Below are 21,213 nucleotides of genomic sequence, written 5' to 3' on the forward strand. Positions count from 1 at the left end.
TCATGCGCGACCCAATCGATCGCATTTTAGAACCGTCGTCGATCGCCGTCGTCGGCGCGTCCTCCGATCCATCGAAACGCGGCTATCAGGCCATTGAAACCCTCCAGACGGGCGGCTACGAGGGCACGATCTACCCAGTCAACCCGTCGGCCGACGAGATCCGCGGCCTCGAGGTCGTCGCCTCGATCGCCGACGTCCCCGAGCCGGTCGACCTCGCGTTGATCGTCGTTCCGGGACCGATCGTCCCGTCCGTACTCGAAGACTGCGGCGAGATCGACGTCGGCGGTGCGGTCGTCATCGCCGTCGGCTTCGGCGAGACCGACGCGGACGGCGAAGCCCTCGAGGAGGAGATCGTCTCGCTTGCAGCCGAGAACGACGTCCGACTCGTCGGGCCGAACACCTCCGGGTTGATCAACGTCGGCGATGGGGCGAACCTCGTCGGTGCCGACGGCGTTCCCGAGGGCGACCTCGGACTGCTGTGTCAGAGTGGGAATCTCGCCATCGCGTTGTTTACCGAGGCCGCCGGCCGGGAGGGCGTCGGCTTCAGCCACTACGTCGGCGTCGGCAACGAGGCCGACCTCCAGTTCGACGAGTATCTCCCCTACTTCGAACGAACCGACGAAACCGATGCTGTCGTCTGTTACGTCGAGGGCTTCTCCGACGGTCGCGCATTCCTCGAGCAAGCCCGCGAAACCGGAGCGAAGACGCCGATCGTCGTCTGCAAGAGCGGCCGCTCGGACGTCGGCAAGCAGTCGGCGAGTTCACACACCGGCTCGCTCGCGGGCGATGCAGCAGTTGCGGACGCGGTCTTCCAGCAGGCGGGCGTCGTCAGCGTCGACCGATCCGACGAACTGCTGGCGGCGGCCGACGCGCTGGCCTCCCAGCCACCCGTCGATGGCGAGAACGTCGCGGTCCTCGCCGACGGCGGCGGCCACGCGACGCTGGCAGCCGACGCCCTCGCCGAGCGCGGCCTCTCGGTGCCGCAGCTGGCAGCCGACACCCAGCGCCGCCTCGAGAACGTCCTTCCAGACGCTGCAAGCGTCCGAAACCCGGTTGACGTCGCCGGCGGCACTGACGATGACCCGTCGGTGTTCGCCGACTGCGCCGCGGCGCTGTTCGACGACCCGAACGTCGATGCCGTGTTGCTCTCGGGACTGTTCGGCGGCTACGGCCAGCGCTTTACCGACGACCTCGAGCCGATCGAGCAAGCCGCCGCAGCGGAGATTGCCGACGCCGCCGCGGCGACTGAGACGCCGCTGGTGATCCAGAGCGCCTACGAGAGCACCGACCCCGAAACCCATACGATCCTCCGGGAGCACGACGTTCCGGTGTACGAGTCGCTGGACATTTCCGTCGCCTGCCTCGATGCGCTGTCGACGTACGGAACACATCTACAGGTTGCCGACGAAAAGAGTTCGTTCGAACTCGATTCCGAGTCCGCCGACGGCCCCGACGGCATTCGAGCGCTCGGGGACCGTGCCACCGACGGCACCCTCTCAGAGTACGACGCCAAAGCGCTTCTCGACGAGTACGGCGCGCCGGTGACGCCGTACGCGCTCGCCGAAACGGCGACGGACGCCGAACGTGCCGCCGCCGAGTTCGACGGCCCCGTCGCAATGAAGGTCGTCTCGCCGGATATCGTTCACAAAACCGAAGCCGACGCCATCGCACTAGACGTCGCGGACGAGTCGGTTCGATCGACACACGAGAGCGTGCTCGAGAACGCTCGAGCCTACGATCCAGACGCCGCGATCGACGGCGTGCTCGTTTCGCCGATGCGGACCGACGGCGTCGAAGTGATCGTCGGCGCGACCCACGACGAGCAGTTCGGCCCCGTCGTCATGTTCGGCCTCGGCGGCGTCTTCGTCGAGGTGCTTGAGGACGTTGCCTTCCGTGCCGCGCCACTGACCGAACACGACGCACGGACGATGCTCGACGACATCGACGCACAGGACGTTCTCGAGGGGGCTCGTGGCGACCCGCCGGTTGACCGTGACGCGCTCGTCGACGTCCTGCTGTCGGTCTCCCAACTCGTCGCTGACCACCCCGAAATCGCGGAGGTCGACCTGAATCCGGTGCTCGCGGGCGAGGACGGTGCCGAGATCCTTGACGCGAGTATCGTCCTCGAATCGGGCGATGGCAACGACAACCCCGACAGCGACGATGGCAGGCAGACACAGGAACCGGATGCGGTTCCCGATGGAGGTGTCGATGAATGACAGAGCCCACTGAAACCAAGACCGACAAACCGCCCGTCCGCGTCGACCGTCCCCGCGAGCACGTCGCTCGCCTCACACTCGACCGCCCGGATGCGATGAACGCCTACGACGAGTCGCTCCTGCGGACGCTCGTTGCCCGCCTCGAGGAACTCGATTCGGACGATGACGTTCGCGCCATCGTCCTGACCGGCGCAGGTGATCGGGCCTTCTGCAGCGGCGTCGACCTCGAGAACATGCCGCTGACCCCCGAAATGGAGTTTGCCGACTACGAGGCGGGACTCGGCCTGTTCCAGAACGTCGTTCGCACCCTGCGGACGATTCAGACGCCGGTCGTCGGCGCAATCAACGGCTACGCGCTCGGGGCCGGCTGTGATACGGCACTCGCCTGTGACATCCGCATCGTCAGCGAGAACGCAGCCATCGGCGAGACGTTCATCGACGTCGGCTTCGTCCCCGGCGACGGCGGCGCGTACCTCCTGCCGCGACTGATCGGCGAGGCCCGCGCGAAGGAGCTGATATTCACCGGCCGCCACCTCGAGGGCGAAGAGATCGTCGACTGGGACCTCGCCCGTGAGTGTGTCCCCGCCGACGAGTTGCTCGAGGCAGCCGAGTCGTTCGCCGCCGACCTCGCCGCCCAGCCGCCGATCGCACTCGGACTGAGCAAGTCGCTGGTCAACGAGAGCGCCGACGTCGACCTCGAGACGGCGTTCGAACACGCCACGCGCGCCCAGCGGATCTGTGCCCAGACCGACGACCACGCGGAAGCGGTCGATGCGTTCGCCGAAAACCGCGAACCGGAGTTTACGGGCGAATGAGCCTCGACACCGTTGCACTCGTCCAGTTCGATCCCACGCTCGGCCCGGCAGACGACGGCACCATAACGCGACTCTGCGATCGGATTCGAGAGACCGCAGCCGAGGCGGACCCGGATCTGATCGTCTTTCCCGAACTCGCGACGACCGGCTACTCGATCTTTGATCAGATCGATGCCTGTGCAGAGCCGATTCCAGGGCCGACGACACGGGCCATCGGCGGGGCAGCCGCTGCCGTCGAGTCACACGTCCTCTTTGGAATGGCGGTCCGCGACGAGCGCGGCGTTCGAAACAGCGCCGTCTGGATCGACCGGACAGGGGCGGTCCGGGCCCGCTACGACAAGCGAAACCCGTGGGGCGACGAACGCGACGTCTTCGTTCCCGGCGACGACATCCTCGTCCTCGAGTGTGAGGGCCGAACGCTCGGTGTCCAGATCTGTTACGATCTGAACTTTCCTGCACAGAGCGCGGCGTTTGCACGGGAAGCCGTCGACGCGATCATCAACATCTCAGCGTGGTCGGTTCCGATGGCAGGCGACTGGGATCGGTTGCTCCCCGCTCGAGCACTCGAGAACGGGGCGTACGTCTTCGGTTGCAACCGGGCCGGTGCCGAAGAAGACCTCACGTTTTACGGCCACACAACGGCCTACGAACCCGACGGCTCGATCGCCGACCGGCTCGACAGTCAATCCGGCATTCTCGTCTCTCACATCGAACACGAGACACTCCGCAACGAACGAGAGCGAAACCCAATGCGATGCGACCGACGCGACGATCGACCAACGACGAACCGAGTGATAATCAGTACCAGAAGTGAGAAGCACTGACATATCCACCGACGAGATGTTTGGTGCATGATTTAGGGGTTCCGACGACATTTCAAGGAGTCACAACAAATAAATACCATGGCCGAAATCACACTCGACGAAACCGACTTCCGCTTGCTCAGAGAGTTAGACGAGAACGGAGAGATCGATGCCGACGAGATCGCCGAAGAACTCGACATTAGCCAGTCGACAGTCTACTATCGACTCGAGAAGTACCGCGAACAGGGAATCCTGACGGGGACGATCTCCCATCTCGACCGACACAAACTCGGCCTGGGGATGACAGCAATTTCGGAGATCAAGACCGTCTACGGCCCTGAAGCGAAGGAAGTCGGCGAGCGACTTGCACAGCTTTCGGGCGTGCAACAGGTGTACTCGATGATCGGAGAGATGTCTTTCTACGTCATCTCTCACGTTCGAGATCACGATCACCTCCAGTCGTTAATCGAGGAAATCATCGAAACCGACGGTGTCGAAAACTCCGCGACGCATATCGTTCTCCGGACGTTCAAAGAGGAGTCGCGACTGCTGGTCAACTACGACGACGAAGACTTAGAACAACTGTTCAACAGCTGAGAAACGTCCGACCCCGTCCCACGCGTTGACGGCAGAGTCATCGCGGCCGCCATCGGGGTTGACCCGGTAGCGGGGCGTGGGACGCCACAATCGTAACAACTGAACCGAGTGAGACACCCATCGCAGGGTGTCATCGTGCGATGGGACGGGCAGTAGCTACGATAGTCCGACGCAAAACGCGACGACCACTGGCTCGATTACTCGAAGCAGACGACCGGGTTGCCGGCGTCTCGAGGATCGGGCTCGAATGCGGGTTCGTTGGCAAGCCCGTTGTATCGGGCCCGAAGTACGACGTTCTCGTCGACGTAGTACGTGACGCGAGTATCTCGCTCGGTTGACGCCGGAACCCCTTGTGTCGCGGTCGTCAGATCGTAGACGATCGAGACTAGCACAGCCTCTTGGTCTGAATCCGACCCGATATCGTCCAGTTGGCGTGCCCGGAACTGGAAGTCAAACGTCTGTGTTTCCGAGCCGTACGCCTCGAGAAACGCGTTTCGACGGTACGCCCGCTCGAACTCGAGGACGTACTGACCAGCGCCGTCGGACATGGACGCCGGCGGTGATGGATACGGTTCCGGTTCGACGTCCGGCAGTGTCGGAGACGGTCGATCACTGTCGGCACAGTCGTACGCAGCTGTCGAAACGATACCGGAGTCGTCCGGGTTCTCCTTACTCGTGTGTTGGCCCTCGGAACAGCCCGCAATCGCCACGGCAAACGGCATCGCAGCGGTGAGGAGGGCACGACGGGAGCGGCACTGTCGCATAGTGTGATGTCAATTATATATTATATGTATGTTTCGAAGTCATCACTACCGAACACGAATCGTGCCGAAAACCGGGTCCGTATACTGCTCGAGTCCGTCGGTCGAAAAAATCCGACCGCAGATGTGCCGTTACTCGTCTTCGAGCAGTCGATCGACCATTTCGTCGGGGTCGAACCGCTCTAAGTCGTCGTAACCCTGGCCGACGCCGAGGAAGAGAATTGGCTTCCCGGTGACGTGGGCGATAGAGATGGCCGCCCCGCCGTTGGAATCCGCGTCGGCTTTCGTCAGAATCGCGCCGTCGATCGCTGCCGCGTCGTTGAACTCGCGGGCGCGGTTGACCGCGTCCTGTCCCGCCACTGCTTCGTCGACGAACAGCGTCATGTCGGGGCCGACGACTCGATCGATCTTCTCGAGTTGGTCCATCAGGCCCTCGTCGGTGTGGAGTCGACCCGCCGTATCACCGAGGACGACGTCGATGTCGTTTGCCTCGGCGTACTCGACGGCGTCGTACAACACGGCCGCGGGGTCGCCACCCTGTTCGTGTCGGATGAGGTTCGTGTCCAGTGCGTCGGCGTGTTCCTGGATCTGCTCGTTGGCCCCGGCGCGGTAGGTGTCGCCGTTGGCCATCACCGTCGAGAAGCCACGCTCCTCGAAGTAGCGGCTCAACTTCGCGATCGAGGTGGTCTTCCCGACGCCGTTGACGCCGGTGAAGACGATCGTCACCGGCTTGTCCTCGATGGCGATGCGCTCGTCGAAGTCGAACTGCCCGACGCTGATCACGTCGTAGATCGCATCGCGCAGTGCGTTCTCGACGACCTCGCCCGTCGACGTCGTAAACGTCCGCGTCTCGCCGACCAACTCCTCGCGGATGTTGTCGAGGACTTCCTCGGCGACGCCCATCTCGACGTCGCTCGAGAGTAACGCTAACTCGAGTTCGTGTAACGGGCCCTCGAGGTCGTCTTCCTCGATGACGAACTTCCCCTTGACGAGGGATCTGGCCTTGGCACCGAAGCCGGTCGAGTTGCTGTTGTCCTCACCGGCCTCGCTGGCTTCATCATCCTCGGCTTCAGCCGCCTCGGCGTCCGTCTCGACGGCCGCGGCCGCGTCCGGCTCGTCGGTCTCGGTGTCGAGGTCGGGTTCGGTATCTCCCGACGGCTCCTCGACAGCGGTCGCGTCGGCGGTCGGCGCAGCCGTCTCGGTGTTCGAGTCTGCCGTTTCGGTTGCCGGTGCCGTCTCGACCGCGTGTTCGCTCTCGGGTGCGGCCTCGGCTCGAGCGCCGTCGTCGGCCGCGTCAGGAGTCGTCTCTGGGGCTTCCGACGCTGCGTCCGTATCGCCTTCGAGTTCGTCTTCAGTCTCTTGGAGTTCGTCCGCCGTCTCCTCGAGATCCGACTCCTCGAGTTCGTCGTCGTCGACTTCTTCGACGTTCTCTTCGGCGGCTTCTTCGGCGTCTTTCCGGAAGCTCCCGAGTTTCTTCTTCAGGTTATCGAACATAGTAGCGGTGGGGTTCCGACGTTACTCGTCGGGGCCCTGCCCTTGGCCCATCCCCTGCATCTGCTGTTGCATCGCCTGCTGCTGGAGCTGCTGGGCCTGCTGCTCGAGTTCCGTGCTCTCGGACTCGAGTTCGGCAATCTCGCTGTTGACCTCGTCGATACGGTCGTCGAGGTTCTCCTTTTTGCTCTCGAGGGCGTCGACGGCGTCGTCCTGCTCGAACTGTCCGGCGTAGTCTGCACCGAGTTCGACGATCACTTCGTCGATATCCTCGACGTTCGCGCGGAGGTAGGCCCCGCCGCCGATGGGGACCTGAACGGTCGAGTCAGTCTCGAGGGTCTCGAGTGCCTCGATGGCTTCGTCGGTTTCGGTTTTCTGTTGCTGGATGGCCTCAACGTTCGCTTCGAGCTCTTCGATCTCTTCTTGGATCTGCTGGAGTTCCTGGGAGAGCTGCTGGAGTTGCTGCTGACCCATTATGCGCTCACCTCGTCGAGTTTGATCTCCGAGCGCTTCAGCCCGTGCTGGCTCCCGAGCTGGGAGAGCACGTGTTCGCGGGCGACGTTCTCGTTCTCGGCGTCGATCGTCGTTTCGAACGGCGCGTAGCCGTCGCGGCTCTTGAACTGGCCAGTGACCGTAAATTGACTCATGACTATCTCTCCGGCAGGCAGTCGGAAGAATCTTCCCTTCTGTCGGAGTCAGGCCGGGCCGGGACCGCGGCGGGATCGGAATCGCGTTCCCGGTGTCTCAGACGGTCTGCTGTGTCGTGTTCCCAACGCGATCGCCGTCGCGGCGATGTGGACGACGACGAGTGCGCCCAGCGCCACCACAGTCGGGACGATCGTATAGCTGACCGATTACTGGCAGTGAATATATGCCTTGGCGACCGGTTTTCGTCCTGACACAGCATCCGCGTTGGTCCAAACGGTTTTGTCCGGAGGGCGATATGCTCCGATATGAGCGAACTCGAGCCAAGCGAACTGTTGCCAAGTGAACGGATGCAAACCCAGGTCCTCGAGGGCGAGGTCACCCAGATCCATCGCGGCCACCAGTACGCCGACGTGGGCGATACGTTCACGATCGACGAGACGACGTTCGAAGTCACCGACGTCACCGAGCGCACGCTCGGGGATTTGACCGACGAGGACGCTCAGGCAGAAGGGATGGACGACCTCGAGGCCTACCGCGGGCTACTCGAGCGGGCTCACGATAATTTCGAGTGGGATGACGACAGCGAGGTCGTCTTACACCGGTTTAAAACGCAGTAGACGGGACGAAAAACGGCTGGGCAACCAGAAACGAGACGCGATCGACCGCGATCAGTCCAGATAGCCCAGTGCGTCTTCGATCCGGCCCAGTTCCGGTCCGGTGGTGTCCGAACCGACGACGTAGCCGGCGTCGTTGGCGATCAGCCCGGAGCCGACGAGCGGAGCACCGTAGTTGACCGTGCCGACGTCGGCCCGGACGTCGAGTGCGTCCTCGAGGACGTCGAGTTCCTCGTCGGTCGCTTTGGGGTGACAGAGCACGCCCGAGTTCGTCGCAACCGCGGCCGTCCCGACGGTCCGGACACCGGCGAGGTCGCCGCGTTCGACGGGGACCTCGAGCGTGTCTTTGACGATCTGAATCGCCTCCCGCGGGAGGTCGGGATGGACGTACGCGCCGTAGTCGTTGGCGAGGACGACGTTCCCCGCGGCGTTGATGTTCCCCGGCAGTTCCGCGACGGGGAGATCGACCTCGTCCTCGAGGTGTTCGCGTTCGTACTCGAGTACACGAGCGCTGACGAGCAGTCCGTTCTCGTTGCCCGTCGCTAACGCGCCGACCGTCGAGGAGCCACCAACGGTCGTCCCGATTGCGGGCACCTCGAGTTCGTCGGTCAGGTCAGCGATGGCGTCGTCGTCGACGTCCGGGCGGACGAGCACGCACGAGCCGGTCGCGCGGGCGAAGACGCCGACGTACGCCGACCCGGCGAAGGCGAGACGCTTCAAATTTACTCGGCGACCTCGGCCTCGACGATGGCGTCACCGTCTTCGTCGAAGCGAGCAGCACGAACACGGAGTTTCCGTGGCGGATTGGATCGGCCCTGCGACCAGACCGTCTCGTTGATCGAGGGGTCCAGACGGATGGCGTCCTCGTCGACCGCGAAGTGTTTCGCGAGGTGCTCGCGGATGAGTCGCATCGCGTAGTCGGCGGCCTCGTGGTTGGCTCCCTTCTTGACGTCGCGCAGTGGAACGGTTACAACGCGTTCCTCGAAATCACTTGCACTCATCGTTATTCGTCAGTGTCGTTGCGCCGCCAGTTGCGTCGCTTGGGGTTTCGCTGCACTTCCATGTTGGTCTTCATCATGACCCAGGCCGGAACGCGGCTGTTCTGGTTCTCGAGTTTGGCAAGACGCTTTTTCTTGCCCTTCGATTTCTTACCCATAGTAGCCGGACGTAGCCCGCGGTCGCTTAAAATCTTGTCCATCTCGAAGACGAGCGCAGCGCGATGGCTTCTCACGGTTGCTGGAAGACGAGTCGCTCGAGCGAGCGCGTGACGGCCTCGAGCGTGGCCTCACTGAGGTCGGTCGTATACGTCCAGTGTTCGACACCGTCGAAGCCGTCGTGGCGGTGAAATGAGTCGTGATTAGCACACCCCCTGCCCTGCCAGCGGGTGCCGCCGCCGATCTCGTCCGGGCCGGCGTAGGCGGTCGCCATCGGTGAGACACGCATCGTGTCGTCATCGATCCGTACTGCAGTCCCAAGGTCGTGATCACAGCGGGAGCCGCCAACTCCCTCGGCAACGTCCGACGAGAGGATGGTGTGTAACAGCTCGTGAATCGCCATATTCCGCGTCACCGCCCGCGAGTCCCAGAGCTCGGTCGCACCGAGGTTCGCGACGGTAGTTGCGTCCCCGGTCGTCCCCGCAGCGTCGTTGCCGACCAGCGCGTTCGGTGACAGCGTCCCACCGTAGCCAAGCCGGTAGTTGAACGGCGACCAGCACAGCAGCAGATGGCACGCCGATCCGGTGAGGGCGTTTCGCGCCCTGAGCTGCGCTCGGAAGACGTCGAGAACCGTCTCGAGTGTTGGCACGACCGCTTCGGACGACAATGGGGTCGCCGAGAGCGGAAAGCGAACCAGCTCACCGCGCTCGACGCGGGCCTCGAGTCCCTCGAGTCGCGAACGGTCGTGGGCGTAGGAGAGGATCTGCTCGAGCGCTCCTTCGACGGCCGAAACCGCGTCTCGAAACGGCGGCGGCCAGTCCTGGTGGACGCCGTCGAACCCGTGGCTGATCCAGGCTCGCAACGAGACCGGACCGGGATAGACACGGATGTGAAGCGGGCTGTCGGCGACGGCCTGCGTATCAGTGCTGCGACGCAGACTCGAGGCGGCAGCCGCGCCGCCGATCGACGTCAGTAGCTCCCGTCGGGTGACGAGTCGTCCCGTCCCGTCCGGTGAGAGGTGGGTCCGAAGTGAGGGCGTCACGGCTGATCGCTGAGAGGTCCAGTCGACATCGTTCCCTGATTGGTACACTAGCCACGGGAATTATATTTGGACTTGCACGTGCGCCCGAATCAAAAGCGAGCGGTCGTGGCTGACTCGAGACGGACGAGTCCCGGCGCTCGAGCCATCCGTTGGAGACGAGCCGGCCGGGAGTCCGAACGGGCAAGCGGCTACTCGAGGGCGAAGGACTTGACCGTCGAGTACACCGGCCCCTCGTCGGTGAGGGTGCTCTCTGTCAGCCGGATCTCCTCGACGCGCGTCTCGCCGAGCGTCGGATCGCGTTCTCGAACGAGATCCTGTACCAACTCCTTTCCGCCGGCGTGTTTCATGCGGGCGAGCGTGACATGTGGCGTAAACTCGTGGGACTCCGCCTCGAACCCCATGTCAGTCGTTCGGCGCTCAATCGCCTCGTGTAGCTGTGTGAGCTCCTCGCCGCCCGTTTCGGTGCCGAACCAGACCACACTGATGTACTCGAGGTCGGGAAAGACACCTAGACCGCCGTACCGGACGATGAATGGATCGACGTCGGCATCGCCGACGGCGGCCTCGAGTTCGCGCTCGAGGGCGGGGAGCCGATCCGCATCCACGTCGCCGAGGAACTTCAGCGTCACGTGAGTCTGTTCGGGGTCGGTGAAGTTGAGCCCGCTTGCGTCTTCGAACTCGGCTTGCAGGTCGGCGACCGCGTCTGTGAGGTCGTCTGGGAGGTCGACACTGACGAACAGTCGCATACTCGAGTCTTCGCTGGCGGTGTACTCAATGGTGACGGTGGTCGTGACTCCGGCTGTCGTCGACCGACTCGAGACGGGCCGGGCAGCGAACACTGTTGTCGGGTTCGATTACTGCTGTTCGGGACCGAATAGCTGTATGCTGTCCTGGGGCATCACAACCGTGATCGTCTCGCCGGTCGCTGGTGGATTCCCGGACTGCTCGACGACGAGTTCGTCACCCGTTACGGACTGCACGGTCACGTCGTACCGACGACCGAGATCCGCGACGTGGACGACGTCACACGGCAGCGACGGCGTCGTTCCGGGAGCCGCAGAAGACCGAAGTGAGAGGTCTTTCGGGCGAATATGACACGTGACCGGCGTTCCCGCTGAAAAGTCACGCGCCGTGCCGTCGAGCCTGATCTCGTGTGTCCCCAGTGTGATCGTCAGTGGGTGTTGGTCGACAACGGTCGCCGAAAGCGTGTTCGATCGGCCGAGAAACGACGCCACGAACGGGGTTGGCGGCGACTCGTAGAGCGTTCGTGGCTGTCCGACGCCGGCAACCTGCCCGTCGTTCATCACCACGAGCCGATCCGCAAGCGCCATCGCTTCCTCTTGATCGTGGGTGACAAACAGCGTCGTGACACCGGTTTCGCGCTGGATACGTGCAATTTCGTCTCGCAGCTGTTCACGTAACGTTCGATCGAGTGCCGATAGCGGCTCGTCGAGCACCAGGACATCCGGCTGTGGTGCCAGCGCTCGAGCCAGTTCGACGCGGCGCTGTTGGCCACCGCTTAGCTCCGCGGGGTATGCGGTGCGCTGTTCGTGGAGGGCAACCAGATCGAGATACTCGTCGACGAGTTCATCTCGGCGGTCAGGATCGATATCCCGTGGAGCGAGCCCGTACGCGACGTTCTCGCTGACGGTCATATGCGGGTACAACGTCGGTTGCTGGAAGACGATGCCGACACGGCGGGATTCGGGTGGCGTGTCGGTGACGTCGTCGCCGCGAAGCACCACCCGTCCTGCCGTCGGCCGAACGTGGCCGGCGACTGCCTGGACGATCGTCGTCTTTCCGCAGCCACTCGGACCGAGGAGTGCGACCAACTCGCCCGACTCGAGCCCGAACGAGACGTCGTCGACGGCCAGTTCGGTGCCGTATCGGTGCGAGAGTTCCTCGAGTTCGAGGATCATTCGTCGACCACCGTCGGGACCCGTCCGAGCCGCTGGACTGCTGCGAGGACGACGAGGGTAATACCGAGGAGTGCAAGCCCCATCGGGACGATCGCGTCGATGCCACCGGCGATGAAATCCACCCAGAGACGGGTCGGCATCGTTCGCGGGTTGTAAGCGACCATCATCGTCGCACCGAACTCCCCGATCGCTCGCGCGAACGTCAGGACGATCCCCGCGACGATCGCCCCTCGAGCCAGCGGGAGCGACACGTTCCAGAACGTCGAGAGCGGCCCGTAGCCAAGCGACCGTGAGGCCTGTTCCAAGCGCTCGTCGATAGCCCCGAACCCGGCTCTGGCGGTGATGATGACGAACGGCGCGGCGACGAACGTCTGTGCGAGGACGACGCCGAGCAGGCTATCGGTGAGTGAGATGCCGACGGCAGCGGCGGCCGCGCCGATCGGCGTGAACCGGCCAACGGCCGTCAGCAACATTGCACCGCCGACGACTGGGGGGACGATCAGCGGTAGGATCACCAGCGCTTCGACGAGGCGCTTGCCCACGAACGACGTGCGAGCGAGCACGTACGCGAGCGGGACGCCGAACACGGTCGCAATCGCCGTCGAGACGGGTGCCGTAAGCAGTGAGTTCCGAATCGCAACCTGCGCTTCCGGCGTCGACAACCCCGCGACGATGTTCGACATCCCGGTACGGGCGAGGAACGCGACGAACGGAATCGCAAAGTAGAGCAGCACAATCCCACCGAGGACGGCCGGGAGCAGGAGCTCCGGCGTTCGCCGTGAGTAGTCGGATAAGGGCGGCCTCGAGAGACTCATACGTCGATCGCCTCCGGAAGTTCGCCCGCCGGACGCGGGAGGCGCTCGCCGACGGTGAGCCCTGCATCGACGAGCAGGTCCGGGTTGTCGATGAGAAACTGGACGAGCTGGTGGCCCGCATCGGGGTCGTCTGCCTCGTCGTTGACCGTGGCGTTGTACAGTATCGGCCGCCCTTCCGCAGTGTATCCTTCCTCGTCCGTCGTGAACTCGACCGTCGCGTAGTGGTCGGCCAGTTCGGGGTTCGCGAAGTTGTACGCGTCGGGAAACTCGAGGAACGGCAGTCCGTGATCGACGGCCATGTTGTGATAGACGACCGCCGCCGCTCGAGAGCCGCTCTCGACGCCCGCCATCATCTGTGGCTCTTCGGGCTCCTCGTAGACACGCTCCAGTAGTTCGTCTCGGAACCCCTCGAGGCCGTGTTCGGCCTCCGCAAGCTCGAACGCTTGGACGGCGCGATAGCCAAGCGGGTCGAGGTCCGGATCACCGATCGAGAGATCGCCGTCGTCAGTCTCGAGCGCCAATTCGTACCACGGCTCGCCGGCCTCGAGGCGCTGTCCGAACGTCGTCTCCGCGTTGTACCCAATGCCGAGGCTGTTGGTCGCAAACTCGACGTCCCAGTCGGTGAACGCGCCGTATAGGCGATCACGGAGCAGCGTCGAATCGGCGCTCACGACGACGTCGGGATGTTTGGTTCGGTCTTCGACCATCCGCATCACCGCATTGGTCCCGTAATACTCCCCGTGGACCGCAATCCCGGTTTCGTCCTCGAACGCCGGCCCGATCTGATCTTCGAACGTCCGTGCGAGACTGCCCGCCGAGAGGACGCGTACCGAGTTCGTCGCCGTTCCCAAACAGCCAGCGACACCGATGCCGACGAGGCTCCCCGCTGTGGCAAGGGCCGTCCGACGGCTGACACTGTCCCCACCGTGTCTGCCACCAGGAGTCATATGACCATGTCTGTTCTCCGCATACATATAACCATATCCAATTTCTAATTGGCCTAAATTTAACCGTTTCAAGTTACATAATTGGGAAATGTGAACGGTCGTTTCGCTCCGGTTTTCGCCACAGATGGACGGCTCACGTTGCCAACGCTGCCATGATAAGCGTCGGCTGGTTGCCGGTTGATTACCGATGCCGGTTACAAAAGCTGTTAGGGCTGGTGGTTATATTGATACGACACTTGCATTCGGTGATGACCGACGTTGCCGTACTCGGTGGCGGGATCGGCGGACTCACCACAGCCCACGAACTCGCCGAACGGGGATTCGACGTGACCGTCTACGAGGCCAACGACCGCTTCGGCGGGAAGGCTCGATCGGTGCCGATCTCGGACGAGCCAACGGCGTTACACGGTGAACACGGCTTTCGATTCTTCCCGGCGTTCTACCAGCACGTCATCGACACGATGGGGCGAATCCCCGACGGAACGGGGACCGTCGCTGACAACCTCGTCGAGACCGAAGCAACACTGATCGCGAGCACCGACAGCCCGGGACAGATCGCCGAGACGCGAACCCCCGACTCGCTGCGTGGCTGGCTCGAGGCGCTGCGTCCGGCGTTTGCCGAGGACCTGCCCGACGCCGACGTTCGCTTCCTGCTCGAGCGACTCCTGTACCTGTTGACTGCCTGTGACGAGCGACGCGAGGGCGAACTCGACGACATCTCCTGGTGGGAGTTCATCGACGCCGACAACCGCTCACAGGAGTTTCGTGATCGACTGGCCTTTGCCACACAGTCGCTCGTCGCCCTCCGCCCGCAGGTCGGGAGCACCCGAACGATCGGCACCATCTACCTGCAGTTGCTGTTCGGCCAGCTCGATCCGACCCAGCCGACCGAGCGCGTCCTGAACGGGCCGACCAGCGAGGCCTGGATCGAGCCGTGGATTCGCCATCTCGAGGCGCTCGGCGTCGACCTCCGACCGGCCACGCCAGCGACACAACTCGCGTTCGATGGTCGCCGGCTCACCGGCGTCACGCTGGCCGATGGAGAGACGGTCACGGCCGACGAGTACGTCCTCGCCGTGCCGGTCGAGGTCGCCACCGAGTTCCTCACGCGAGAGATGGGACGTCTCGCGCCTGAACTCGAGCGAATCGATCGGCTCGAGACGGCCTGGATGAACGGGATCCAGTACTACCTGACCGACGACGTCGAGTTGACGCGGGGCCACCAGGTCTACGCCGACGCGCCGTGGGCGCTGACGTCGATCTCACAGCGGCAGTTCTGGACGGGATACGACCTCGAAACCCACGGCCCCGACGAGGTCGAGGGCGTCCTCTCGGTGATCGCTTCGGACTGGGACACGCCAGGGATTTACCACCAAAAGCCCGCGAGAGCGTGTACGCGCGAAGAGATCGCGACGGAGATCTGGGCGCAGCTGAAAGCCCACCTGAACGTGACCGGGACGACGTTGACAGACGACATGCTCGTCGACTGGTTTCTCGATCCGGCGATCGTCGAAACGGACGATGGCGTCGAGAACCGCTCGCCGCTGTTGATCAACACCGTTGGGGCGCTGCGGAACCGCCCGCCGGCGGACGTCACCATCGACAACCTCACGCTGGCGAGCGATTACGTGCGGACGAACTCCGATCTGGCCTCGATGGAGTCGGCCAACGAGGCCGGCCGCCGCGCGGCGAACGCGATCCTCAAGCGTCACGGTCGGGCCGCGACGGCCGAAATCTGGGACCTCGAGGAACCGGCCGTCTTCGAACCGTTCAAACGGCAAGATCAGTTGCGGTATCGTCTCGGATTGCCACATCCCGGCGACGTGACGCAGTCGCTTCGGGGCGTCACCAGACGGCTCGGCGGCCGCGTCTGAACGCCCGGTCACCGGTTGCGGCGTGACGACGCGATACCGGGTCGCAGCCCTTAACAGTCGTCGTCGCCAACTTCAGCCAATGACTGACCGAGAGGACGATCGCGACCACCGCTTTTCCGAAGGCGAGGGCTTCGAGGACCCCTACGACGAGTTCGATCTGGATCCGCCGGAGCTGAACGTCGATCCGTCGAAGGTCGACCCGGTCGACTCCCGCGTCCTCACTGACACGCTCGACACGCGCAACGTCGATCAGGACGCTGTCGAGGCGAGCGAACTGCTCGACGTCGGACTGAACTACATGCAGATCAACCGCCACGAGCAGGCCACCGAAGCCTTCGAGCGGACTGCCCGCTTTGCCGAGGACGACCGCATCGCACAGGAGGCCTGGGTCAACAAAGGCGTCGCCCACGCCGAACTCGAGGAGTACGACGAGGCGATCGGGGCCCACCGCGAGGCGCTTCGGATCGACGGCGAGAGCGAACACGCTGCGACGGCCGAGACGAACCTCGCGTACGCGCTCTGGGAGTTCGGCGAGACCGCACAGGCGTTAGAGCACGCCGAGCGCGCCGTCGAGATCGACGAGCGCTTCGCTGAAGGCTGGTTCAATCGCGCCTTTTTCCTCTCGGAGCGTGGCCTGGCCGAGGAGGCACTGCACTGTATCGACAACGCGATTCGTCTGGGACTGCGCAACGCCAAAGTCCTCGAGGAAAAAGCCGAGATCTTGGAGGAACTGGGCGAGTACGACGAGGCCGAAGAGGTCGCCGAGGAGGCAAACGAACTGCTCGAGGAAGCTGAACAGCGCATGGTCGAAGACCGCAAGGAGATGCAGGGCCATACCCCTCCTGGCGTCGATGGCCAGGGCGGGCGACAACAGGACGGGGCCGACATCACGGATCCCGGACGTGCATCCGACCGCGACGACGAGTGGGAGTTCGAGTAACGACATATGCTCGTCAACGAACGACAGACACCCGAGGGATTGCTCGTGGCCGTCTGTGACGAGGACGTCCTCGGCGAGACGTTCGAAAGCGATGACGTCTCGCTGACCGTCAACGAGGAGTTCTACGGCGGCGAGACGGTCGGCGACGACGCCGTCATCGACAGTCTCGCTCGAGCGACCGTCGCCAACATCGTCGGCACGCAGGCCGTCGAACTCGCCATCGAGGAAGGATTCATTGACGAGGCGAACGTCCTCGAGGTCGGATCGACGCTCCACGCACAGCTGTTGTGGATGTGATCGGTCGGCAAAAGAGACGGAGAGAGTGAGCTACAGATCCGTTTTCGTGAACCGATAGTAGCCGATAGCGACGGGGATGACGAGCCAGAACAGCAAGACGATGACGCCGAACCAGTCTTCCAGATAGAACGGCGCGTCACCCGCGTACCGTTCGGCCGGCGTCATCTGGGAGGCTTCGAAGTCCTCGAGTCCGTACTGGAAGGTAAAGGGGAAGACCTCACCCTCGATGGCGTTGCTCGAAAGCGTCGTATAGGCGGACATGGGGTTGAACTGCTCGAGGACGAGATACCACGTCTCGGCTTCGACCGGCGGCCCCTCGTCGTAGAGGAGATAGTACGGGCCGGCCGTGAGGAGTTCCCACAGTGCGACGAAGATCATGTAGAGGCCAACGACGAGCGCCATCGACTTGCCCCGTGTCGAGGTGCCGGCGGAGACGCCGACCGCGAGGCCGGCGAAGGTGACGCCAAACAGCAGCGTGATCGCGGCAAAGGCGAGCCAGTCAGCAACCGGGACCGAGCCGAAGAAGGCCGCGCCCAACACGAGCGCGACGAGGAAGGCGAGGACGACGGCCGTGCCGACGACAGCCATCCGTCCGAGCAGTTTGCCGAAGACGACATCGGTACGGTTCGGCGGCAGCCCGAGCAGGAGTTTGATGCTACCCGAGCGCCGCTCCCCGACGACGGCCATGTAGCCAGCGATCAGGGCGGCGATCGGCACGATCGTCTGGAGTGGGAAGCCGAGAAAGCCGAGCACCTCGGACGCCGTCGCGTCGTCTGCCGTATACCAGATCGCCGTGTAGCCGATGACGACGATCCCAACGAGCAGGGTGATCAGCGCCCAGAGCAGCTTCGATCGGCCGGCGTCTTCGAACTCTTTGCGGGCGACAGTCGGGATATGTGACGTCATCGATCTCCCTCCGTGGTCGCGGCGACGGGCGTCCCGGCGTCGTCAGTCGACTGTCCGTCAGCATCGGTCTCACCGTTGGTCAACGTGGTAAACAGCGACTCGAGCGAGACGTCGTCGATCTGCATATCCTGAATCGTCGCGCCAGCGCCGTCGAGTGCGGTCACGAGCGTCGCCTTCGCCGCCGGGTCGACGATCGAACACTCGAGAGTGTGCCCGGACGCGGCGACATCCGTGATTCCAGTGACACCGCGTGCGGTCTCGAGGTGGCCGTCGGCAGCGGTGGCAAGCGTGAGTTCCATCGTCGCGCCGCCACCGATCGACTCTCGAAGCCCGTCGATGGTGTCGACGGCAACGAGCGTACCCTCGTTCAAAACACCAACGCGATCACAGACCGCCTCGACGTGCTCCAAAATGTGACTCGAGAAGAAGACGGTCGTCCCCCGTTCGGCCTCCGAGCGGACGAGCTCTTGCATCTCACGGATGCCGTGGGGGTCAAGGCCGGAGGAGGGCTCGTCCATGATGAGCAGGTCGGGATCGCCGATCAGTGCCATCCCGGTTGCGAGGCGCTGGCGCATCCCCTTCGAGTAGTCGCCGGCCGGCCGCACCGCGTCGTCGGCCGAGAGCCCGACACGCTCGAGGATCGCGTCGGGATCGTTCGCGGCGTCTTTGGTCTCGATCGCGAACTCGATGTGTCGACGGCCGGAGAGACGCGGATAGATGTCGAACCCCTCCGGGAGAACGCCGACACGAGGGCTGATCTCGTCGGCCTCGTTCTGGGCGTCGTAACCGAGTACTGTCGCCGATCCCGCGGTCGGACGGGCGAAGTCGAGCAACATGTTGATCGTCGTCGACTTCCCGGCTCCATTGGGGCCCAGAAAGCCAAACACCTCGCCGTCTTCGATCGTGAGATCGAGGTCATCGACGGCGGTCAACTCACCGTAGGTTTTCGTCAACCCGGTCGTTTCGATCGCGGTCATCCTGTTGGAACGTACACAGGAATAACATATAACCGACGGGCTGCAGTTTCAGGTTCGGAAACTCCACTCGAGCCCGAAATCGGCGTCTACTCCCGCGTTTCCCGCATCGGTCGCAGAACCGAGTCAATGCCGGGACCGAAGGAGTGTTTTGTCTGGGATACCTGCTAGTTACATAATGAGTCAGCAGAACCTCGAGCCGCTGGACGTGGCGGCGATCCGCGAGGAGTTCCCCATTCTCGAGCGGGAGTTCAACGGCCAGCAGGTCGTCTACCTCGACAACGCGGCGACGACCCAGACGCCGGATGCGGTCGTCGACGCGATGAGCGACTACTACCGTGAGTCGAACGCGAACGTCCACCGAGGCATCCACCACCTGAGCCAGGAGGCGTCGGTCGCCTACGAGGAGGCCCACGACCGTGTCGCCGAGTTCATCGGCGCTGCGGGGCGCGAGGAGGTCGTCTTCACGAAGAACACGACCGAAAGCGAGAATCTGATCGCCTACTCGTGGGGCCTGAACGAACTCGGGCCCGGCGACGACGTCGTTCTCACGGAGATGGAACACCACGCCTCGCTCGTGACGTGGCAACAGATCGCCAAGCGAACCGGTGCAAACGTCGAGTACATCCGTGTCGACGAGACCGGGCGGCTCGACATGGACCACGCTCGCGAACTGATCGGCGACGATACCGCGATGGTCTCCGCCGTCCACGTCTCGAACACGCTCGGCACCGTCAACCCCGTCTCCGAACTGACCGACCTCGCCCACGAACACGGCGCACTTTCCTTTATTGACGGCGCACAGGCCGTCCCTAACCGCCCCGTCGACGTCGGCGAAATCGACGCCGATTTCTACGCCTTCTCGGGCCACAAGATGGCCGGCCCGACCGGTATCGGCGTCCTCTACGGCAAGGAACACCTCCTCGAGGAGCTCGAACCCTACCTCTACGGCGGTGGCATGATCCGCAAGGTCACGTTCGAGGACTCGACCTGGGGCGAGTTGCCCTGGAAGTTCGAGCCCGGAACGCCGCCGATCGCCGAAGCCGTCGGGCTCCACGCCGCGGTCGACTGGCTCGAGGAAATCGGCATGGAACGGGTGCAGGCCCACGAGGAAGAGCTCGCCGCCTACGCCTACGACCAACTCGCGGCCGAAGGCGACGTCGAACTCTACGGCCCCGAAGGCGGCCCCGACCGCGGCGGGCTGGTCAGTTTCAACCTCGAGGGCGTCCACGCCCACGACCTGACCTCGATCCTGAACGACCACACGGTCGCCGTGCGGGCCGGCGACCACTGTACGCAGCCGCTACACGACAAACTCGGCGTTCCGGCATCGACTCGAGCGTCGTTTTACGTGTACAATACACGCGAGGAGATCGACACACTGATCGCGGCATTAGACGACGCACGAGCACTGTTCGCGTAGCGACGCCGTGCTCCGGGTCCGCGCGATCCGTTCGTTTCTTCTTTGTCGGCAGAACACGACACCCATGCTCGAGGCAGTCCGAACCCGCGCTCGCCCGTATTTTGAGGATGCCCCACCGGCCCACGACTGGCACCACGTCAGACGCGTCGAGACGCTCGCGGAGACACTGCTCGAGCGTCACTCGCAGTCGGAGTCGATAGACGGCCGTGTCGTGCGCCTCGCGGTCGTACTCCACGATATCGGCCGCGAACGGGAAGACCGCGGCGAAATCGACGACCACGCGATCTGGGGGAGTCAGGAGGCGGGCCGGATTCTCGAGAGCGTTGGCGCGGACACGGAGACGATCGAGCAGGTAAAACACTGTATCCGTTCACACCGGTACTCGAACGCGACCGAACCCGAGACGCTCGAGGCAAAGCTCGTCAGCGATGCGGACAACCTCGATGCCCTCGGTGCGGTCGGTATCGCTCGCGTCTTCGCCCACGGGGGTGCGCTCGGCACACCACTGTACGATCCCGAGGTGCCGGTTGCCGACGACGACACGGCGGCCGGGCAGACCCAGTACAACCACCTCTACACGAAGATCCTCGAGCTTCCAGATCAAATGTACACCGACGTCGGGAGGGAACGAGCCGATACCCGTTGCCGGTTCGTCCGCGAGTATCTCGAGCAGTTCGAGGGAGAGTTGACCGGCGAGCGATAGCAGCCCTCGACCTCACGGAGAGACTGCCACCCAATTGTAACTGCCAACAACAAACTCACACAGGATTTTTCGACCTGCCGGTTGTATGGAGTAGTGCCGAGGTGAGAATTATACGCTGAACAGGCGCAATACCACGGCTTCAGCCCGTGGATACGCGCCGTCACTTGTGAGTATTTCCATGCATTCCACTTTGTTGGAATTTCTATCGATATGTTCAACTGACACCACGCCGTACTGTGAAACAGGATGAACTCGACACACATTCATCGCG

The 21,213-nt window shown here is 63.6% G+C and carries 24 protein-coding genes; 10 read left to right on the forward strand and 14 right to left on the reverse strand.

Annotation, left to right across the window (positions count from 1 at the left end; translation table 11 throughout):
• Positions 1 to 2 precede the first annotated feature (2 nt).
• The 4 genes from BW940_RS16850 to BW940_RS16865 all read left to right on the forward strand — a co-directional run bounded on the left by BW940_RS16850 (position 3) and on the right by BW940_RS16865 (position 4,434).
• A complete protein-coding gene (locus tag BW940_RS16850) occupies positions 3 to 2,219 on the forward strand; it encodes an acetate--CoA ligase family protein (RefSeq protein WP_076610374.1) in 2,217 nt (738 codons plus the stop codon).
• Complete coding sequence (locus BW940_RS16855; protein ID WP_076610375.1) at positions 2,216 to 3,034, forward strand: enoyl-CoA hydratase/isomerase family protein; 819 nt, start codon at positions 2,216 to 2,218, stop codon at positions 3,032 to 3,034. The genes BW940_RS16850 and BW940_RS16855 overlap by 4 nt, the downstream gene beginning before the upstream one ends.
• The gene (locus tag BW940_RS16860; RefSeq protein ID WP_076610376.1) at positions 3,031 to 3,858 is read left to right on the forward strand and encodes a carbon-nitrogen hydrolase family protein; all 828 of its coding nucleotides are present in this window, start codon (positions 3,031 to 3,033) and stop codon (positions 3,856 to 3,858) included. Before BW940_RS16855 ends, BW940_RS16860 begins: the two co-directional genes overlap by 4 nt.
• Positions 3,859 to 3,936: 78 nt before the next feature.
• Positions 3,937 to 4,434 carry an Lrp/AsnC family transcriptional regulator gene (locus BW940_RS16865; RefSeq protein WP_076610377.1) on the forward strand — a complete coding sequence of 166 codons (498 nt, stop codon included), beginning with the start codon at positions 3,937 to 3,939 and terminating at the stop codon, positions 4,432 to 4,434.
• A 197-nt stretch (positions 4,435 to 4,631) separates the two neighbouring features.
• Here the strand turns inward: BW940_RS16865 and BW940_RS16870 are convergent, their stop codons facing one another.
• From BW940_RS16870 to rpl18a, 4 genes are all read right to left on the reverse strand, one after another.
• Complete coding sequence (locus BW940_RS16870) at positions 4,632 to 5,198, reverse strand: hypothetical protein (protein WP_076610378.1); 567 nt, start codon at positions 5,196 to 5,198, stop codon at positions 4,632 to 4,634.
• Positions 5,199 to 5,327: 129 nt separating this feature from the next.
• Positions 5,328 to 6,689, reverse strand: a complete 1,362-nt coding sequence (ftsY, locus tag BW940_RS16875) for a signal recognition particle-docking protein FtsY (RefSeq protein WP_076610379.1) — start codon at positions 6,687 to 6,689, stop codon at positions 5,328 to 5,330.
• Between the two features lie 21 nt (positions 6,690 to 6,710).
• On the reverse strand, positions 6,711 to 7,160 hold the full coding sequence (gene pfdA, locus BW940_RS16880) for a prefoldin subunit alpha (protein WP_076610380.1): 450 nt from the start codon (positions 7,158 to 7,160) through the stop codon (positions 6,711 to 6,713).
• Positions 7,160 to 7,333 carry a 50S ribosomal protein L18Ae gene (gene rpl18a, locus BW940_RS16885; RefSeq protein ID WP_076610381.1) on the reverse strand — a complete coding sequence of 58 codons (174 nt, stop codon included), beginning with the start codon at positions 7,331 to 7,333 and terminating at the stop codon, positions 7,160 to 7,162. Before rpl18a ends, pfdA begins: the two co-directional genes overlap by 1 nt.
• 306 nt (positions 7,334 to 7,639) lie before the next feature.
• Between rpl18a and BW940_RS16890 the strand changes: the two genes are divergently transcribed.
• Positions 7,640 to 7,951 (forward strand): ASCH domain-containing protein, encoded by a 312-nt coding sequence (locus BW940_RS16890; RefSeq protein WP_076610382.1) that lies wholly within the window; start codon positions 7,640 to 7,642, stop codon positions 7,949 to 7,951.
• 51 nt (positions 7,952 to 8,002) lie between these two features.
• Here the strand turns inward: BW940_RS16890 and BW940_RS16895 are convergent, their stop codons facing one another.
• The 8 genes from BW940_RS16895 to BW940_RS16930 all read right to left on the reverse strand — a co-directional run bounded on the left by BW940_RS16895 (position 8,003) and on the right by BW940_RS16930 (position 13,825).
• Positions 8,003 to 8,668 carry a translation initiation factor IF-6 gene (locus tag BW940_RS16895; RefSeq protein ID WP_076610383.1) on the reverse strand — a complete coding sequence of 222 codons (666 nt, stop codon included), beginning with the start codon at positions 8,666 to 8,668 and terminating at the stop codon, positions 8,003 to 8,005.
• Positions 8,669 to 8,670: 2 nt separating this feature from the next.
• A complete protein-coding gene (locus tag BW940_RS16900; protein ID WP_076610384.1) occupies positions 8,671 to 8,949 on the reverse strand; it encodes a 50S ribosomal protein L31e in 279 nt (92 codons plus the stop codon).
• 2 nt (positions 8,950 to 8,951) lie between these two features.
• The gene (locus BW940_RS16905) at positions 8,952 to 9,104 is read right to left on the reverse strand and encodes a 50S ribosomal protein L39e (protein WP_006066124.1); all 153 of its coding nucleotides are present in this window, start codon (positions 9,102 to 9,104) and stop codon (positions 8,952 to 8,954) included.
• A gap of 71 nt (positions 9,105 to 9,175) precedes the next feature.
• On the reverse strand, positions 9,176 to 10,144 hold the full coding sequence (locus tag BW940_RS16910) for a hypothetical protein (protein ID WP_173834906.1): 969 nt from the start codon (positions 10,142 to 10,144) through the stop codon (positions 9,176 to 9,178).
• Positions 10,145 to 10,332: 188 nt separating this feature from the next.
• Positions 10,333 to 10,890 carry an RNA 2',3'-cyclic phosphodiesterase gene (gene thpR, locus BW940_RS16915; protein WP_076610404.1) on the reverse strand — a complete coding sequence of 186 codons (558 nt, stop codon included), beginning with the start codon at positions 10,888 to 10,890 and terminating at the stop codon, positions 10,333 to 10,335.
• Positions 10,891 to 10,998: 108 nt separating this feature from the next.
• Positions 10,999 to 12,063, reverse strand: coding sequence for an ABC transporter ATP-binding protein (locus tag BW940_RS16920; RefSeq protein ID WP_076610385.1), 1,065 nt, complete (start codon positions 12,061 to 12,063; stop codon positions 10,999 to 11,001).
• Positions 12,060 to 12,878 carry an ABC transporter permease gene (locus BW940_RS16925; RefSeq protein ID WP_076610386.1) on the reverse strand — a complete coding sequence of 273 codons (819 nt, stop codon included), beginning with the start codon at positions 12,876 to 12,878 and terminating at the stop codon, positions 12,060 to 12,062. The genes BW940_RS16920 and BW940_RS16925 overlap by 4 nt, the downstream gene beginning before the upstream one ends.
• Entirely contained in the window at positions 12,875 to 13,825 is a 951-nt protein-coding gene (locus BW940_RS16930) for an extracellular solute-binding protein (RefSeq protein ID WP_076610387.1), read from the reverse strand. Before BW940_RS16930 ends, BW940_RS16925 begins: the two co-directional genes overlap by 4 nt.
• 248 nt (positions 13,826 to 14,073) lie before the next feature.
• Between BW940_RS16930 and BW940_RS16935 the strand changes: the two genes are divergently transcribed.
• From BW940_RS16935 to BW940_RS16945, 3 genes are all read left to right on the forward strand, one after another.
• Positions 14,074 to 15,699 (forward strand): hydroxysqualene dehydroxylase, encoded by a 1,626-nt coding sequence (locus BW940_RS16935; RefSeq protein WP_076610388.1) that lies wholly within the window; start codon positions 14,074 to 14,076, stop codon positions 15,697 to 15,699.
• A 79-nt stretch (positions 15,700 to 15,778) separates the two neighbouring features.
• On the forward strand, positions 15,779 to 16,639 hold the full coding sequence (locus BW940_RS16940; RefSeq protein ID WP_076610389.1) for a tetratricopeptide repeat protein: 861 nt from the start codon (positions 15,779 to 15,781) through the stop codon (positions 16,637 to 16,639).
• Between the two features lie 6 nt (positions 16,640 to 16,645).
• Positions 16,646 to 16,936 (forward strand): DUF424 domain-containing protein, encoded by a 291-nt coding sequence (locus tag BW940_RS16945; protein WP_076610390.1) that lies wholly within the window; start codon positions 16,646 to 16,648, stop codon positions 16,934 to 16,936.
• 30 nt (positions 16,937 to 16,966) lie between these two features.
• On the opposite strand, the gene BW940_RS16950 is transcribed toward BW940_RS16945, so the two are convergent.
• Together BW940_RS16950 and BW940_RS16955 are read right to left on the reverse strand one after the other, a co-directional pair.
• A complete protein-coding gene (locus BW940_RS16950; RefSeq protein WP_076610391.1) occupies positions 16,967 to 17,842 on the reverse strand; it encodes an ABC transporter permease subunit in 876 nt (291 codons plus the stop codon).
• Entirely contained in the window at positions 17,839 to 18,819 is a 981-nt protein-coding gene (locus tag BW940_RS16955) for an ABC transporter ATP-binding protein (protein WP_076610392.1), read from the reverse strand. Before BW940_RS16955 ends, BW940_RS16950 begins: the two co-directional genes overlap by 4 nt.
• 175 nt (positions 18,820 to 18,994) lie before the next feature.
• Here BW940_RS16955 and BW940_RS16960 point away from each other — a divergent pair, with 175 nt between their 5' ends.
• Together BW940_RS16960 and BW940_RS16965 are read left to right on the forward strand one after the other, a co-directional pair.
• Positions 18,995 to 20,239, forward strand: coding sequence for an aminotransferase class V-fold PLP-dependent enzyme (locus BW940_RS16960; protein ID WP_076610393.1), 1,245 nt, complete (start codon positions 18,995 to 18,997; stop codon positions 20,237 to 20,239).
• A gap of 64 nt (positions 20,240 to 20,303) precedes the next feature.
• The gene (locus tag BW940_RS16965) at positions 20,304 to 20,942 is read left to right on the forward strand and encodes an HD domain-containing protein (RefSeq protein ID WP_076610394.1); all 639 of its coding nucleotides are present in this window, start codon (positions 20,304 to 20,306) and stop codon (positions 20,940 to 20,942) included.
• Positions 20,943 to 21,213: the final 271 nt, after the last annotated feature.

This window comes from Natronorubrum thiooxidans, from assembly GCF_900156475.1.
GTDB lineage: Archaea > Halobacteriota > Halobacteria > Halobacteriales > Natrialbaceae > Natronorubrum > Natronorubrum thiooxidans.

Coding starts and splice junctions, on each gene's coding strand:
- BW940_RS16850 (WP_076610374.1), top strand. CDS start 3: ATGCGCGACCCAATCGATCGCATTTTAGAACCGTCGTCGATCGCCGTC.
- BW940_RS16855 (WP_076610375.1), top strand. CDS start 2,216: ATGACAGAGCCCACTGAAACCAAGACCGACAAACCGCCCGTCCGCGTC.
- BW940_RS16860 (WP_076610376.1), top strand. CDS start 3,031: ATGAGCCTCGACACCGTTGCACTCGTCCAGTTCGATCCCACGCTCGGC.
- BW940_RS16865 (WP_076610377.1), top strand. CDS start 3,937: ATGGCCGAAATCACACTCGACGAAACCGACTTCCGCTTGCTCAGAGAG.
- BW940_RS16870 (WP_076610378.1), bottom strand. CDS start 5,198: ATGCGACAGTGCCGCTCCCGTCGTGCCCTCCTCACCGCTGCGATGCCG.
- ftsY (WP_076610379.1), bottom strand. CDS start 6,689: ATGTTCGATAACCTGAAGAAGAAACTCGGGAGCTTCCGGAAAGACGCC.
- pfdA (WP_076610380.1), bottom strand. CDS start 7,160: ATGGGTCAGCAGCAACTCCAGCAGCTCTCCCAGGAACTCCAGCAGATC.
- rpl18a (WP_076610381.1), bottom strand. CDS start 7,333: ATGAGTCAATTTACGGTCACTGGCCAGTTCAAGAGCCGCGACGGCTAC.
- BW940_RS16890 (WP_076610382.1), top strand. CDS start 7,640: ATGAGCGAACTCGAGCCAAGCGAACTGTTGCCAAGTGAACGGATGCAA.
- BW940_RS16900 (WP_076610384.1), bottom strand. CDS start 8,949: ATGAGTGCAAGTGATTTCGAGGAACGCGTTGTAACCGTTCCACTGCGC.
- BW940_RS16905 (WP_006066124.1), bottom strand. CDS start 9,104: ATGGGTAAGAAATCGAAGGGCAAGAAAAAGCGTCTTGCCAAACTCGAG.
- thpR (WP_076610404.1), bottom strand. CDS start 10,890: ATGCGACTGTTCGTCAGTGTCGACCTCCCAGACGACCTCACAGACGCG.
- BW940_RS16920 (WP_076610385.1), bottom strand. CDS start 12,063: ATGATCCTCGAACTCGAGGAACTCTCGCACCGATACGGCACCGAACTG.
- BW940_RS16925 (WP_076610386.1), bottom strand. CDS start 12,878: ATGAGTCTCTCGAGGCCGCCCTTATCCGACTACTCACGGCGAACGCCG.
- BW940_RS16930 (WP_076610387.1), bottom strand. CDS start 13,825: ATGACTCCTGGTGGCAGACACGGTGGGGACAGTGTCAGCCGTCGGACG.
- BW940_RS16935 (WP_076610388.1), top strand. CDS start 14,074: ATGACCGACGTTGCCGTACTCGGTGGCGGGATCGGCGGACTCACCACA.
- BW940_RS16940 (WP_076610389.1), top strand. CDS start 15,779: ATGACTGACCGAGAGGACGATCGCGACCACCGCTTTTCCGAAGGCGAG.
- BW940_RS16945 (WP_076610390.1), top strand. CDS start 16,646: ATGCTCGTCAACGAACGACAGACACCCGAGGGATTGCTCGTGGCCGTC.
- BW940_RS16950 (WP_076610391.1), bottom strand. CDS start 17,842: ATGACGTCACATATCCCGACTGTCGCCCGCAAAGAGTTCGAAGACGCC.
- BW940_RS16955 (WP_076610392.1), bottom strand. CDS start 18,819: ATGACCGCGATCGAAACGACCGGGTTGACGAAAACCTACGGTGAGTTG.
- BW940_RS16960 (WP_076610393.1), top strand. CDS start 18,995: ATGAGTCAGCAGAACCTCGAGCCGCTGGACGTGGCGGCGATCCGCGAG.
- BW940_RS16965 (WP_076610394.1), top strand. CDS start 20,304: ATGCTCGAGGCAGTCCGAACCCGCGCTCGCCCGTATTTTGAGGATGCC.